This window comes from Nostoc sp. DSM 114167, assembly GCF_052692655.1.
Genome location: NZ_CP195116.1, coordinates 6,952,856 through 6,968,914 on the forward strand (window position 1 = coordinate 6,952,856; position 16,059 = coordinate 6,968,914).

Annotated in this window: 11 protein-coding genes; 6 read left to right on the forward strand and 5 right to left on the reverse strand. The window is 41.1% G+C overall.

Annotated features, from left to right (window positions below):
- Positions 1–18: 18 nt before the first annotated feature.
- Together NSTC731_RS29355 and NSTC731_RS29360 are read left to right on the forward strand one after the other, a co-directional pair.
- Complete coding sequence (locus NSTC731_RS29355; protein ID WP_445628028.1) at positions 19–819, forward strand: SDR family NAD(P)-dependent oxidoreductase; 801 nt, start codon at positions 19–21, stop codon at positions 817–819.
- Positions 820–920: 101 nt separating this feature from the next.
- The gene (locus NSTC731_RS29360) at positions 921–1,901 is read left to right on the forward strand and encodes a sugar-binding transcriptional regulator (protein ID WP_445628029.1); all 981 of its coding nucleotides are present in this window, start codon (positions 921–923) and stop codon (positions 1,899–1,901) included.
- A 289-nt stretch (positions 1,902–2,190) separates the two neighbouring features.
- Here the strand turns inward: NSTC731_RS29360 and NSTC731_RS29365 are convergent, their stop codons facing one another.
- The gene (locus NSTC731_RS29365; protein ID WP_334700088.1) at positions 2,191–2,940 is read right to left on the reverse strand and encodes an SDR family NAD(P)-dependent oxidoreductase; all 750 of its coding nucleotides are present in this window, start codon (positions 2,938–2,940) and stop codon (positions 2,191–2,193) included.
- A gap of 121 nt (positions 2,941–3,061) precedes the next feature.
- The gene (locus tag NSTC731_RS29370; protein ID WP_445628030.1) at positions 3,062–4,558 is read right to left on the reverse strand and encodes a DHA2 family efflux MFS transporter permease subunit; all 1,497 of its coding nucleotides are present in this window, start codon (positions 4,556–4,558) and stop codon (positions 3,062–3,064) included.
- Positions 4,559–5,028: 470 nt separating this feature from the next.
- On the opposite strand from NSTC731_RS29370, the gene NSTC731_RS29375 reads away from it, so the two are divergent.
- The 3 genes from NSTC731_RS29375 to NSTC731_RS29385 all read left to right on the forward strand — a co-directional run bounded on the left by NSTC731_RS29375 (position 5,029) and on the right by NSTC731_RS29385 (position 7,820).
- Entirely contained in the window at positions 5,029–5,478 is a 450-nt protein-coding gene (locus tag NSTC731_RS29375; protein ID WP_445628031.1) for a hypothetical protein, read from the forward strand.
- 300 nt (positions 5,479–5,778) lie between these two features.
- The gene (locus NSTC731_RS29380) at positions 5,779–6,807 is read left to right on the forward strand and encodes an Npun_R2821/Npun_R2822 family protein (RefSeq protein ID WP_445628032.1); all 1,029 of its coding nucleotides are present in this window, start codon (positions 5,779–5,781) and stop codon (positions 6,805–6,807) included.
- A gap of 65 nt (positions 6,808–6,872) precedes the next feature.
- Positions 6,873–7,820, forward strand: coding sequence for a glycosyltransferase family 2 protein (locus tag NSTC731_RS29385; RefSeq protein WP_445628033.1), 948 nt, complete (start codon positions 6,873–6,875; stop codon positions 7,818–7,820).
- A gap of 157 nt (positions 7,821–7,977) precedes the next feature.
- On the opposite strand, the gene NSTC731_RS29390 is transcribed toward NSTC731_RS29385, so the two are convergent.
- Positions 7,978–8,709 (reverse strand): ParB N-terminal domain-containing protein, encoded by a 732-nt coding sequence (locus NSTC731_RS29390; protein WP_445628034.1) that lies wholly within the window; start codon positions 8,707–8,709, stop codon positions 7,978–7,980.
- Positions 8,709–10,073 (reverse strand): AAA family ATPase, encoded by a 1,365-nt coding sequence (locus tag NSTC731_RS29395; RefSeq protein ID WP_445628035.1) that lies wholly within the window; start codon positions 10,071–10,073, stop codon positions 8,709–8,711. The genes NSTC731_RS29390 and NSTC731_RS29395 overlap by 1 nt, the downstream gene beginning before the upstream one ends.
- Before the next feature lie 259 nt (positions 10,074–10,332).
- Between NSTC731_RS29395 and NSTC731_RS29400 the strand changes: the two genes are divergently transcribed.
- On the forward strand, positions 10,333–10,704 hold the full coding sequence (locus NSTC731_RS29400; RefSeq protein WP_445628036.1) for a hypothetical protein: 372 nt from the start codon (positions 10,333–10,335) through the stop codon (positions 10,702–10,704).
- 397 nt (positions 10,705–11,101) lie between these two features.
- Here the strand turns inward: NSTC731_RS29400 and NSTC731_RS29405 are convergent, their stop codons facing one another.
- A complete protein-coding gene (locus tag NSTC731_RS29405; protein ID WP_445628037.1) occupies positions 11,102–15,898 on the reverse strand; it encodes an amino acid adenylation domain-containing protein in 4,797 nt (1,598 codons plus the stop codon).
- Between the last annotated feature and the right edge of the window lie 161 nt (positions 15,899–16,059).

Consider the following 16,059-nt stretch of genomic DNA (forward strand, 5'->3'; position numbering starts at 1 on the left):
CAATAAGAGGTTGAATCTATGACGGCAAAAGCAACTTATCAGTTTGCAGGTAAGACCATCCTAATTACGGGCGGTGCAGGAGATATTGGCAAAGCAACTGCACACCGTTTTGCTGCTAATGGCGCAGGAATAGCCCTGCTAGATTTGAATGAACCGAAGATGACAGATGTCGCTGCGGAACTAAAAGGTTACAACGTTCCAGTCGGCACGTTTCGCTGTGATGTTACATCTAGTGATGATGTTGCTAAAGCCTTTACTGCTGCTGTAGAGCAGCTTGGGCGCATCGACTATGTATTTAATAATGCGGGTTATCAAGGAGTGTTTGCCAAGACTAACGAATATCCTGAAGACGACTTTCAAAAGGTCATTAATATCAACGTCGTCGGCGTTTTCCATATTCTCAAGGCGGCTGCACAACAATTACGCGATGCAGGTGGAGGTGCGATTGTCAACATGGCGAGTTATGCAGGGGTGGTTGGACCACCAAATATGTTGGCTTATGCCGCTTCTAAGTTTGCTGTCATTGGAATTACTCAAACGGCAGCAAAAGACTTAGCACCTTACAGCATTCGGGTAAATGCACTCTCGCCTGCGTTGATTGGCCCTGGTTTTATGTGGACGCGGCAAACTGAATTGCAAGCAGCAGTAGGATCGCAGTACTTTGATGCCGATCCCAAGATGGTTGAGCAACAGATGATTAATTCAGTACCAATGCGGCGTTTAGGAAGCCTGGAAGAGGTGGCAAATGGGGTAGCGTTTTTGATGAGTGAAGAGGCAAGCTACATTACTGGGTTTAACTTAGAGGTGACTGGGGGATAATAGAAATTTAAAAATAATTGAGCAAAGATTATTTCTTTGGGCATATAGTCTAAATAATGCAATCATACCTTTGATAGGTACATAGTTTTTGCAGGTAGTATATGGGACAACCTTTTTTAGAGCGGCGCGATGCCACCCCCCTTCGGGCGCGCAAATTAGACTTGGCTGCTCATGCTGCTTGGCTCTATTACATCGCCGGCAATACGCAAGAAGAAATTGCCACCAAGCTCAATGTGTCCCGGCAAGCTGCACAACGCTTAGTGGCACTAGCGGTCAGTGAAAAATTGATTAAATTTCGACTCGATCATCCTCTGAGTGAATGCATTGCTCTGGCTGAGTCGTTACGCGATCGCTTTGCTCTGTCACTTTGTGAAGTAGTACCAACTGACGCAGGTAGTGGTGATACATTATACGGAATTGGTGTATGTGCTGCCACCCACCTAGAGGCTTACCTGATGGCTAAAACCCCGACCATACTAGCGTTTTCGTCAGGTCGCACATTGCGAGCAATGGTGGAGCAAATACCCTCAATGAACCAACCCCAACATAAAATTGTTTCAATTATTGGCAATATGTCTCATTCTGGGCGTGCAGGTCGTCACGAAGTGGTTATGCATTTATCCGATCGCGTCGGTTCCCAAGCTTACCCAGTGCCGACTCCCGTTGTCGCCACTAGCATTGAAGAACGAGAACTCTTGCAGACTCAGCGATCGTTTCTCACCGTCAAAACTCTTGCAGAGCAAGCCAAAGCAACCTTTGTCGGAATTAGTCACATTGCTTGGAATGCTCCGTTACATCAAGACGGCTTCATCAATGACGATGAGGTAGCTGAATTGATTGAACTGGGAGCAGTCGGAGAAATTGCAGGTTGGGCTTACAGCGATTGCGGAGTATTGCTGCAACAAGGGACAAACAGCCGGGTTGCCAGTGTAGCCCTCGAACAACCCGCTCATCGACTGATTATTGGAGTGGCGGGTGGTGTGAGAAAGGCAGAGGCAATTTTGGCTGCTCTGCATGGCAAGTTAATTACAGGATTGATTACCGATGAAGCTGCTGCCCAAGCGATTCTTTCTAAAATTTAGTAAATACTAAGTGAGATAATTTATGCTCAGTGTTGAGTTCCTAATTCGTAATTCGTAATTTTTGGGTTTAATTCCTCTTCCCCCAAACAAAGAAGCTAAGTCTATCTATACCTATACATGGCGCTTTTTTCAGTAGTTCCCTACGAGACGCTATAGGTAGCTTTCTTCCTCGTATAGGTAAGATAGACTCAAGAAACATCTGGTTCTAAATCCCCTTACGTAACAGTCTTTAATTACGAATTACGAACTTGTATTGAGGTAGCCGAAGTATTACGAATTACAAATTATGTTAATGTTCTTGTCCCGTTGGTCGGATGAGGATTTCGTTGACATTAACGCGCGGCGGTTGCGTAAGGGCGTAAACGATCGCAGCAGCAATGTCTTCGCTTTGCAGAGGTTGAATTGACTTGCGTCGTTCTTCGATCCGTTGTTTGGCAACGGGATCGGTAATTTGGCTGTCAATTTCCGTATCCACCAACCCAGGTTCAATAATGGTGACGCGGATGTTATCTTTGTGGACTTCTTGGCGCAATGCTTCCGAGAGAGCATTAACACCCCATTTGGTAGCATTGTAAACACCAACACCCGCCCGTGCCGTCCGGCCTGCCACTGAGGAAATGTTGACTATATGCCCAGATTTTTGTGCTTTCAACAGAGGCAAAACGGCATGAGTCGCATATAGCAGTCCCAATACGTTGAGGTCAAACGATCGCCGCCAGTCTGAGCTATTTCCAGCTTCAATAGTTCCCAATAAGGCAATCCCGGCATTATTCACAAGGATATCGACCCTTCCCAATTCTGCATTTGCCTTTGCCACCAAGTTATTTACCTGAGTTTCATCAGTTACATCAGTGACAATAGGTAATGCCTTGCCACCACTAGCTTCGATACGTTCTGCTAATGCTTGAATGCGATCGCCACGCCTAGCAGCGAGTACTACTGTAGCTCCAACTGAAGCCAAAGCGATCGCAGTTGCTTCTCCAATTCCCGCAGAAGCCCCAGTGATAATTGCCACTTTTCCTTCTAATTTACCTGTCATTTCTTTAACTCCTTAGTAATTGATAATTGAATATTGGGCATTGGGCAAAACAGTGCTGTTAGCGATAGCGGGGCGTTTAGCCCGTGCTGAGTTAAGAGTTAAGAGTTAGAAGTTAGGAGTTTTATTTATCTCCTTGTCTCCCTTGTCTCCCTTGTCCCCTTGTCTCCCTCATCTCCCTGCTCCCCTGCTCCCCTACCCACCTCTTACCGATCCTCAAAACAGATGCAACAGCCGCCCCACACAGTATTAGGGCTGCGAAGCGAAAAGTTCCTTGGAACCCTGCAACGATCGCATCAGGAGGAGCAACAGAGACATCTGCACCCGCAGACATACTAGCGATTAAGGCTCCAAATACTGCACCAATTAGAGAAACTCCTACGGTGTTACCTGATGTACGTGACAAAGACAACAGCCCAGAAGCAATCCCTAGCCGCTCTCTTGGTACTGCTCCCATAACAGTGCTGTTGTTGGGCGATTGAAATAAACCCAGACCAATGCCGTATATAAAATAACGTGATATATAGCCTAACTCGGTAATTTGAGCATCAAAGGTGCTAATTCCCAGACAGCCGCCAATCATCAACCCCAGCCCAATCGAACTGATTAGTCGAGCGCCAAAGCGGTCTGAAAGTATTCCAGCTAGAGGGGCAATTAATCCACTAAGTACAGGCGATACGGCTAGTAACAGCCCTACTTTTACTGTCGGATAATGCTTAACGCTCTCTAGAAAGAAAGGGACGATGAGTAGCGAACCGCCAATAACAATGAATGCTAGCCAGCCACTTAGCAAACCCATACTCAACTGAAGATTGCGAAACAGCTTTAGTTCTAGTAGTGGTTGCTTTAGGAGCGCTTCAACTACCAAAAAAGTAGTGAAACTCACAGCGGCGATCGCTAATAATACCAATGCATTAGTACTACTAAAGCCCTGGCTCTGTCCTAGCGTCATACCCAGCCCAAAACTACCCAGAGTCAATAAAGCTAATATGGCTCCCAAAAAGTCAAATTTCTGTTTGCCCTCAATGCGTGCAGAAGGTGGTACTACACGAGCTATTAAGAAACTAGCGATAATCCCCAAGGGTACATTGATGAAGAATATACTATGCCAGCCTGACCAGTTTAAAAGCAATCCGCCAGCAGAGGGGCCAAAAGCAATTCCTAGCGACACTACACTACCGATAACACCAACAGCCCGACCTTGTTCGGAAGAGGGGAAAACTTCTGTGATAATTGCCAAACCAAGCCCAGAAATGAACACAGCACCTAGTCCTTGAAGTGCCCGAAAGCCGATTAACCACTCGATACTCGGTGCAAAACCACACAATAACGAACTGAAAGTGAACAGAACAAGTCCCCCTTGGTATAAGGAATTCTTACCCCACATATCCCCCAAGCGGGTTGCCCCCAAAACTAAACCGGAACTGACCAACTGGTAACTCAATACAGCCCATTGGGTGGTAGGAAAACTAGTGCCAAAGGCTTGCACTAATGTGGGCAAAGCAACATTAATGATGCCCACATCCAGGGTAGACATGAACACCCCAAGTCCGACACCGAGTAAGACCCAATTTTTTTGAGAGCCTGATAAAGCCAGAGGTTCTGCTTGGAATTGTGCCAACGTTTAGCCTCCGCCTTTGACTTTACGGTTGTGAATAGTTTGCATACGTATATTCATTGTAGGGTGCTATCCTCGCTACTAAGTTCAGGAAACTAAGTTTAACGTGAGTTCTTGCAGAAGTAGGGAAAAGGTTAAGGGGTAAAGGGTAAAGGTCTAAAATTTTCCCTTACCCTTTAACCTTTCCCCAACACAGGTATCTACTTCCCAATCGGCAAGATTGACTTTTCCACTTGTCGTATATTTGGTAAAGTACTTAAGTACTCTTAACTCTGCACTCCTTCGGCTATATCAACGATAGTGTTCAACAAAGCACGGTAATTTGATAGAGTTACTGTATTTTGACTAGTTAGCAAACTATCATAGACAACTCTCAGAAGCAAGCTCTAAAGAAAATGGAGAATAGGGAATGGGAAATGTCAATTATTAAAGTCACATCTGCAACTGCAAACAAGTACCTTTTTGTATAAGCAATGACTCAAAAAGCTGCCTTATCTCGATTTGCTTTAGGATTTATTGCAGGCTTTGTGTCTGTTTTGCTATTTCATCAAGGTATGTTGGCGCTGCTACATGTAGTAAATTTTACAGATCGTGCCCCTTATTCAACTGCACCGACACAACCATTAGGAATTCCGCAAATTTGGTCAAATGCTTTCTGGGGAGGCATTTGGGGACTGATTTTGGTAGTAATTGCACCTCGTTTTCGACACGATAAAAACTATTGGTTAGGAGCTTTAGTCTTTGGTGCAATTGCTCCGACGTTAGTAGCTTGGTTTGTGGTTGCACCACTCAAGGGTCAACCCATTGCTGGCGGCTGGAAACTTGTGGGAATAGTGACAGGTTTATTGGTTAATGGTGCTTGGGGTGTGGGAACCGCCGGGTTGCTGAGATTATTCTCTAGGAGGCAATTGTTTAACAGCTAGAGTTTTAGGCATTTTTAAATAGGAGGGTAATGTTTAGTATCATCCGTAACCCAAATCGCTTCCTGCTTATTTCAGGGTTAAGTTGAAAATGTGTATATTATTATTTGAGAATAATCGGTCAAAAAATAGCGATCGCATTATTCGCGTTAGACCAATTCTGTATAAAGATGTGTAGAAATAACCCTACTACCTGCGGCGCTTCCCGCGAGTTCGGGAAGGTTGGGAGGGGTCTAAATGATGTGCAGCTTCACAGAGAATTGGCTTTATTCAATAAATCAAAAATCAAAATAATTTACTACAATGGATAATTTTGGGATTTACACACTGGCTAATGACGTGGTATTTGACCAACTAGTAGCTTTGCTAAACAGCATTGAAGTAAATGTTAGTCCAGATATTCCGATTTGTATTATTCCCTATGATGACCGCTTAAAACGAGTTAAACAGGAGATAGATTCTCGACCGAATGTCACCTTGTTTGACAATAAAAGCTCAATCAAAAAATGGGAGGATTTTGCCGTTCAAGTTTGGAACGCTTATCCCAGAAATAGTCGAAAAAATAAACCTTCTATCGAATGGAATAAAAAAAATAATTTAATCCGAAAAATGTGTGCTTTTGATGGTGAGTTTGAAAGATTTGTATTTTATGATGCTGATAGTTTGGCAATGAATAAGTTGGATAAGGTTTTAGAAAAACTAAACCAATACGACTTTGTGTTTGATGACTGGGAACACACAAAACAAACTTCAGTTGCAGCTTTCGACTTGCCGAAGTTAGAACAAAAAATGTCTTTGCCTGAATCTGAAATCAGACGAGAAATACACTGTTCTAGTTTTTTTGGTTCAAAAAAGGGTATTTTAGGCGCTGAAGAATTAAAAATACTCAAAAAGCGATTGATAGAAGATAAAGAAGTCGAATTGATTAACGAAATCGCTTGGTGGTGTGACGCAGATTTATTTAGTTACATGACTTTTAGAATTGCTCGACCACTATTTAACTTTACACTCAGTCCCAATGGTGAAGATAGAACTGGTAACTGTGCTAATGCAAATCCCTTTGTGAACATTAATAATGTTCTTTACAATCAACAGGGATTAAAACCTATTCATCGTCTTCACTATATGGGCTATTCTGCTATTGGATTTGCCCGCTTGTGTAAAGGTGAAGATGTTGATATTCGTTACAAAAATGAATTTTTACACTATCGCTTTCTGAAGCAACCAGAGAAAAAACCGAAGCAATTAAAGCCACCCACCCTAGCGGCTAGAAGCAATCGATTTATCAAAAAAGTTTGGAATAAAATTAATCAAACTATTTCTTACACTTAGCTTTTGCCCAGCCTTGCTCATTAAGCGTTTAGTTAGTGAGCAATGTCCACTCTCATCTTGCAAAAATGCCTAAAGTTAGTGTTTCCATTCCCACCTTTAATCGAGTTAATTTACTGCCTTTCGCAATTGACAGTGTACTCAACCAGTCTGAGCAAGACTTTGAGCTAATTATTTGTGATGACGGTTCTAGCGATCGCACACCCGAATTGATGTCACAATACACAGACAATCGGATTAAATATATCCGTCATCAGCAAAATATAGGTAAAAGTAATAATATGCGCTCTGGCTTTGATGCTGCCAGTGGTGAATATTTTATTAAGTTTGATGATGACGACCGGCTAACACCCGATTTTCTCGCAAGTACATCAGCTATTCTTGCTCAAGACTCTAGCATTGATTTTGTTGGTACAGACCATTGGATCATTGATATTAACAATGTCCGGGATGAGGCAAAGACTCAAGAAAATTCTCATCGCTGGGGTAGGAAGAATTTACCCGCAGGTGTTGTAAATAATTTGTTAGAAGTCGTATTTATTCAGCAAAGTTTTCAAGTTGGAGCGACATTATTTCGCCGTAAAACCTTGCAAGAATTAGGATATATGCAGCCAAACCTGCAAAATTGCGAAGATAATGATTTATTTGTGCGTCTGGCTTTGGCTGGAAAAAAGGGCTATTACTTACCAGAATTATTGATGGAATATCGCTACCATGCAGAGCAGCAGGGTATTAATCGAGCCATTCCTTATTTATTTGATAAAATTCAGTATTTAGAAAGTTATAAGTTTGAGTCTGAAAAATTAGAGAAAGTCAGAAAAAATCGTTTAACGGAAACACAATTATTATTAGGTTTGCGTTTAATTGAAAAGGGTGAAACGCAAAAAGGCAGAGAGCTAGTTTTGACGGGACAGTCTTTTTCGACTGCTAAAGCTTGGACTGGTTTAGGTTTATCGTTGTTACCGATTGGGTTGCGAGGTAAGGCGTTTAATGCACTGCGACAAATGCAGGGTTAAAGATTAACATATTGTGCAACTTACTTTTCACCTCATCCAAAAAAACTGTGTAGGTTGGGTTGAGGAACGAAACCCAACATTAAACGTTAATTGTTGGGTTTCACTTCGTTCAACCCAACCTACTAGCTGCATTAATGTACTTTACTAATTTCTTTAGTTAATTATTTTCTGACCACCGATCAATTATTTCGAGCATTTTTTCAATACTTATGGCTTTAACCATCCTTTTCCCCCACGGGATTTTAACCCTTTCTACGACATCATTCAATGATTGAAATTGTTTCTTATTGCGCTCATTTTCTACTATTTCTGCTATCTGAGAAGCTTTTTTTTGATTAAAACCAGCATTTTGTAATTTTGAGACAATTTTAACTTGACTAAGTGTTTTAAAAACTTCTATTGGATCAGTCTTATCAGCCACCTGCTTTTTTAGCTCTTTCACTTCATTTTCTAACTTTGCATTAATATTTGCTTGCTCTATTATTTGGTTCGTTATCTTTTCAAAACGTGATTCCAAATTTATTAAAAACTGTTCTATATCTTTTGATTGTAAAAATGTTTTTTCTGAAGAATCAGCTTTTTGTTGTCTAAATAATTGAACTTGCTTTGTTAAAGTCTCCTCATTTTCAGACTCAATAATAATTGCTCCAATCATTTCGCCCTTATGAGGCTCTATCTCTCTAGCTCTAGCAGCAGCATGATATTCAAAGTGTCCATCAACTACCTCAAAGGAATTGATACTTGAGCGACGAATAACTATAGGGTTAATAACTCCCGCCGCTTCTAAAATAAGATTTGCTGCCTGTTCTAGTTCATCATCTCCAAAACTTGAACGAGGTACAGTAGAAGTAATTTTCTTGATGGCAACAAGTGATGTAGATAATTTCATTAATTCAACCCTATTTTTTGTAAAACTTCTATTGCTAATAATTCAAATTCTTGTGCAGCAGTTGAATCTGGCTTAAAATCAAGCACAGAAATAGGATCAGCCACCTCCATGTCTCCTATAATAAGAAATCTCTCAGCACATTTTGCCAGATCATCTCTATCATAAATTACCGTATTCATCATCTCAAAATCATACCGTTTTGGAATAGCTTCGAGTCGCTTGGGCAAAGTATGTTTAACAAACTGGTTATTAGTAGATATTTTGCAAGCTAATACACCTATAATTTCAATTTGAGGCTTTCTTATTTGTTTTCTAAATCCATTTATCTTTTTGAGAAATTCCCTAACGTTTATTAGTCCTTGATTAGCGAATGGTTTGAGATCAGAAGGAATAATAAGATAGTCAGCAGTAATTAGAGCAATTCTAGCGTACAGATTTAATGAAGGAGGAGTATCAATCAATACTACATCATATTCCTCTGCTACTACATCTAGTTTTTGAGCAAGCATCATTTTACTATCTTCTTGCTGAATTAACTCATTTTCATAATTCATCAAACTAATATGAGAAGGAACAACGCTAATTTCTGGATTTGTGAATTGGGATTTTCTGGCGACTTCATTTATAGGAAAAAAATCTTCTGATTGCAAAATATGACGAATATTAGAATCTTTGATATCATCAAACTCTTCGTCATCAAATTTGACTAAACCAGTAGCAAATGTAGTGTTGGCTTGACTATCTAAATCAATAACTAGAACTCTTTTCCCCTTCTTTCTAATAGCAGCAGCTAGATTAACTACAGTTGTTGTCTTACCAACGCCACCTTTATTATGGTAAACCGCGATTGTTTTCATTGAATGTTTCCTTTTGATTTCAAATTTGTAATTCTTTTCAGTTATTTGAACTTCTGGTTTATTTACCAACTGTCCTTCTTTGAGACTCTCTCTACCAATTAAACTTTTAATTTTATCTAACTGTATCTCAACTTCCTTTCCAGAACATTGAAATACTAGTTGAATATCGTATTGTAATTTTTGATAAATTCTAATCTCTTTGCCATTAGTCAACAATCCATACCTGACATTCAAGCTGGTTAAATAATGCCTGAGTCGGGGAACATGATGATTTAAGTTTTGTTTGGGATGCTTTGCCTCCATGACAACACTTAGCGGTGAGTTGGCATCTAAGACAAAGGGAATCACTTGTGCAGCAAATGCTAAAAAATCTAAACGGATGCTACCAATGGCAACTTCTTGATGCCAGGTGTCAGGAGTATAACCTAGCTGCGGTAGCAAATATTGCACTATGAGTTTGCTTTCAACTTCGCTTTCGTTACGGCATAGCTCAGGATTAAAAGGCAATATTTTTCTACCTCTAAATAATTATTGGACTTGGGATAAAACCTGATATTTGCTAGATTATGGCATAGCCTTAATGATGTTGAGTGATAGAAATCACTGAGAAAAATCTAAAAAATCATCATAAGATTAGTACTTATGCTGATAAAATAACCAATTCTGAGAGCTAGCCACATTCAAAATTAACAGGCTACGTATGTATTTCCCTATTATCCCTGTAAATGGCTAGAATCAAAGTGTTTACCTATTTGCGCTAAAGGTTTTGGCTACTGTATCTTGTCCCCACTGCCATCAACTTGTTGAGAGTCAAGCTATTAGTTGTCCCTATTGCCGGACTACACTTAAAGCTTACGGTCATCCCGGTATTCCATTGCACCGCGCCGCTGGGGATGGGTATCTGTGCGACACCTGCACCTATCACGCTGATGATACTTGCAATTTTCCTAAACGTCCCTACGCTAAAGACTGTACGCTCTACCAAAATATTGAAGAGACAAAATTAGAGTTGGAACAGCAGCGTTACACTAACAGTTTTGCTGTAACTGTGAAAAGTTGGGTAAAACGCAATCAGGCTTTGCTGTTACTTTTGGGTTTATTATTGGTCTGTTTGTTGTTCGTGATATTAAGGTCTTGATTTGGGTTCTCTGGGGAGTTGAAAATATAACGCTTCTGTGTTGAGTCTAATACAAAACTAAAGAGGGGAACATCTCACTTTTACAAAAGTAAGATGCTCCCTTTTTACACGACGTGCCTTTAACAGTTGACCATTATCAGCACCAAATACAGTGTCACTATCGCTTCGGCCCACTAACCAGAAATTATCAGTCGTATGCCTTGGCATACTTTGATGCTCTTGGATAATAAAGTAGCGTTTTTCAGCAGCAATACCAAATAAAAACTTGAGTGTACAACAATTCTGGTCTGTCAGCCAAACATCGTCTTATTCAATAGTAGATAAATCATACTATGCACTTCAGAATTACTGGAGAAACTTGAAGGTAATGTTAAGCTGAAAATTATAGCATGAACATTTACTCCTGTTTTAAAGGTGGTGAATTTAAGAAACCACTACTGACGAAATATGAGAAGTATTTATCAAATAGTTTAACATCCATTGGCGGACAAACAATTGCAGAATCTGCCAATCCATTGAGGGTATTTTGATAGTCATAATCAACTGTATTTTGATACAACTCCATGATTGTCAAAGAATCTTGATAGACTTTTTCAGACATCATCGGTAAAAGCGGATGTAAAACATTTTCCTGAGAGTGCCTGAAATTTGCAATTAGCTCATCTTTCCACTGAGTATATGGTAACTTCTTGAGTTGATAACCATAAGAACAAATAAACTCAAAAAGCTTGATAAGTCCAATATTTTCGTCTGGTGGGGGTACTATATGGAAAGCTTTTCCTAGAGATTCTTGCTTTTTGGATAAATGGACGATTGCTCTGCTGGCGTAATCCACAGGAAGCAATTCTTCTTTTTGATCTATGAGTTCCGGATAACTACCAAGCTGTATGCATCCTTTAATAACTCTAGGCACAAAAGAATCTTGTGTATGAGCAATACCTGTTTTGCTATGTCCCATAAGAAATCCTGTTCTGAAGACGCTAACAGGTATTCCCCTAGATTTGGCAACCCATACAAGATTTTCAGCTACCCATTTGGTTTGAGCATAGCCAAGATCCAGAGCAACATAGTCTTTACAAGACTCGATGTTGTCATCTTCGTAAACTACTTTTTGTCCTGTAAAATGGCTGATTGCACCAAAAACAGCAATGGTAGAAATGTAATGCATTGGTTTAATTTTGCCCATACAAGCTAATCTGAGAACTTCTTGAGTTCCAAGAACATTGGATGCCTTGATTACAGAGTATGGTTTAGCAAAATTGACTTGGGCAGCGCTGTGATAAATAACATCAATTTGCAGACCCAGTTTTTCAAACTGTTCAATAGGAAGCCCCAAGTATGGCTGTTCTAAGTCTCCTGGAATCGCAATCACATGAGAGCTAAAATTTGGGTGATGAAGGGAATATTTTTCTAGGTTTTGTTGAATCTTTTTTAACCCTTCATGCTCGTTTGTGGAACGCACCAGGCAGTATATTTTTGCTTGAGTTTGATGTAGCAGTTCATCAAGTAAAAAAGCCCCCAAAAAGCCTGTAGCTCCTGTGAGAAAAACATGACGCAATTCATCGACCTGAGCAACAGACCTTCCTTGAGAATCGATCGCAGGGTCGAGTACTACCTCAGATTTGAGATCGATCGCACTGGTTAAAGTAGAAACGCCATCTCGACGCACTGTCTCTATTACCTGAGCCAGCGCTTCTATAGTGGATTTCTCAAACAAGCTTTTTAGGGGTAAATCTACTTGAAAGGTTTCTTTTACATAAAAAATCAACTGAGATGCTAGTAGGGAATTACCGCCAAGCTCAAAGAAATTATCGTGAATCCCAACTTCTTCGATCGCCAAAACTCGGCTCCAAATTTTAGCCATTTGTGACTCAATCGGAGTATGAGGTGCGACAAATGCTGCTTCCAAATCGCTTCTACCCATTTCCGGCTCTGGTAGACTGCGAATATCTATATTGCCGTTGTATATCTGCTTAGTTTGGCGATCGCCAGGGATTGTTAACAGGGGTAAGTTAGAAATTGTCTGGTCTGGGTTAGAGACAATACTCTGTAATAGAGTAGAAAAATGCTCTATCATCAGAGCGATCGTTTCAGCTTTAAATAGGTCAGTACTATATTCCAAGTTGCCCGATATCCCTGCTGCTGTCTCGCGCAGTTCCAGGTATAGATCGAACTTAGATGTCCCGTTATCAATTTCCAGACGGTTCATTGTCAATTCGGGAACAGTCAGCTGAGGTCTTGGGGTATTCTGAAGATGAAACATCACTGAAATCAGTGGATTTTGCTTCAAGTCCCGCTTAATTTGCAGGCCATCAACTAGTTTCTCAAACGGTAAGTCTTGGTGAGTATAACCCGATAAAGCTACTTCTCGGACTCGGCCTAACAACTGCCGGAAACTTGGAGAGCCAGACAAGTTGGTTCGCAACACCAAAGTATTGAGCAAAAACCCAATTAGTCTTTCTAATTCAGAACGGTGGCGATCGCTAATCGGAGCGCCTACTAAAATGTCTTCTTGCCCTGTGTAGCGAAATAGGAGTGTCTGGAATGCTGCCAACAAGGTCATAAACAAGGTAGTACTTTCTTGGCGCGAGAGAACATTGAGGGCATCTGTTAGGGATTTGGGAATAACGACTGATTGACGCGCACCCTGATATGTTGGCTCTAATGGTCGTGGATAATCGGTGGGCAATTCTAATATGGGTAGACTGCCACTCAAATGTTGCTGCCAATAGGCAAGCTTATTATCTAAAATTTCACCTTGTAGCGACTGCCGTTGCCAAGCTGCAAAGTCTGCATACTGAATAGCTAAGTCAGGAAGAGGAGAAGGGTTGCCAGTGCAGAAAGCTTGATAGAGAGCTGACAGTTCCTCGAACAAAACACTTAAAGACCAATCATCACAAAGAATGTGGTGTAGGTTGAGGAGGAATATATGTTCTTGTGAACTCAATTGCAGCAATGTTGTTCGTAGCAATGGTCCTTGAACTAAATTGAAAGGACGTTGGGCTTCTTCAAGGATGAACTGGCGGACTTGAGATTCTTGCTCGTCTGGAGACAGCCCTTGGAGATTCACCACTAAGAGTTTGATGGGAAAAGTTGAGTGGATGACCTGTATGGGTTGTCCGTTCAAGCTCGAATATGTAGTTCGTAGGACTTCATGACGGTTGATAATTTCATTCAAGCTCTGCTCTAATATTGTGGCGTTGAGTACACCTCTGAGGCGAAAGGCTTCGGGCACATTGTAAAAAGCATGATTGGGTACTAACTGGTCAATAAACCACAACCGTTCTTGCCCAAAGGAAAGCGGTAAATCGCCATCGCGCCCAATAGATTGTATTGGCACAGAACATCCTATGTCTTCCTGTTGTGCTTGTCTAATGCTTTGGGCTATTTCAGAGATGGTGGGCGCTTCAAAGAAATGCCGCATTGGTAACTCAACTTGAAAGATATCGCGGATACGGCAAAGGATCTGAAAGGCTAGTAAGGAATGGCCTCCCAACGCTAAGAAATTGTCATGAACGCCAATGTTTTTTAGACCCAATACATTAGACCAAATTTCTGCTACTCGTTCCTCAATAGGAGTACGAGGAGCAACAAACTTCTCATTTGCATTCAAAGTTTGAACGGGTGCTGGGAGCGCCTTACGATCGACTTTTCCGTTAGCTGTTAAGGGTAAAGCACTCAATTGCACAAACCGAGAAGGGATCGCGTAGTCGGGCAATTTCTGTTTGAGAAAACGGCGTAAATTACCAACATTCGTGTCTGATGATTCGGGCTTGGGAACTACGTAAGCTACTAGGCGTTTGTCGCCAGGAGAAAATTCTCTAGCAATCACCACAGCTTCTTGCACATCAGGATGTTGCCACAGTGCAGTTTCAATTTCTCCTAGCTCAATCCGGAAGCCGCGAATCTTTACTTGTTGGTCAATGCGTCCAATATACTCAATGTTGCCGTCTGGTAAGTAACGAGCTAAATCCCCAGTTTTATATAATTTTGAATTGTTGAATGGGTTGGGAATGAATCGCTGGTCTGTCAATTCTGGACGGTTGAGATAGCCTCTAGCTAGTCCCTCGCCACCAATGTATAGTTCTCCAGAAACACCTGTGGGTACTATCTGCATTTGTTCGTCCAACACAAGACAGTATGTATTGGCGATCGCACGACCAATTGTCACGATGCTGTCACCTTTCTTCACCAAGGCAAATGTGGAATAGGTTGTATCTTCTGTTGGGCCGTAGAGATTAAAGACTTTTTGAATATTATCCAACGTATATATCTGCTGCACCAAACGATTTTGCAGAGGTTCACCTGCTAAGTTAACGATGCGAACAGAAGCGGGTATACCTTGAATTCTTAGTAACTCTGCGATCGCAGATGGCACTGTATTGATGAGAGTGACTTCGTTAGCAGCAGGTAAGGTCGGTAAATACAAGGCATTTTCTGCCAAAATCACCTTACCACCCCAACTGAGGGGAACAAATATCTCGAAAACTGAGAGATCGAAGCAAATAGAGGTTGCGGCCAGTACTCCAGCTAAATCCTCGGTTGTAAAAACTTCTCTGGCCCAATACAACAAAGCGACTGTGCTGTGATGTTCGATAGCTACCCCTTTCGGTTTACCAGTCGAACCGGAGGTATAAATCACATAAGATAGGTTTTTATCTGTCGCTAGACAGGTTAAATTCTCCTGGCTTTGTTGACTAATTGCCTCTCGATCGCTATCTAGACAAACTATATAGGCCTGATGCTCTGGAAGCTTTGAAAGTAAATTTTGTTGTGTCAGCAGTATCGATAACTGTGAGTCCTCTAGCATGAAAGCTAGGCGCTCTGAGGGATAGGCTGGATCTAAGGGGACATAAGCTCCACCTGCTTTGAGAATCGCTAATAGTCCAACAATCATTTCTAGCGATCGCTCTAGGCAAATGCCAACTAAAACCTCCGGTTTGACATTCAGGGTCTGTAGATAATGCGCTAGTTGATTAGCTCGCTGGTTAAGTTCTTGGTAAGAAAGCTGTTTGTCTTCAAAAATGACCGCAATTTGCTCAGGTGTTTTTTCTACTTGATATTCAAACAACTGATGGATGCATATATCATTTACGTAAACTGCTGGATTTTCTTGCCATTCCAGAAACAGCTGGTCTACTTCTATCTTGGGTAGACTGAGGTCTTGTTGAGAACTTTCAGTAGAATTTTTCATTAGAAATAGTAGTTTTTGATACTACCAATCTATTCTTAAATACTTAAATTGGCTAGTCACAATCAAAAGTTTCTACTTGGTATGAGTTTAGAGGAATGAAAAGAGCGGGCATTTCGTAAGAATTACAGCAGATTGCAACAGGCGTGAGGTACAGATGAGCC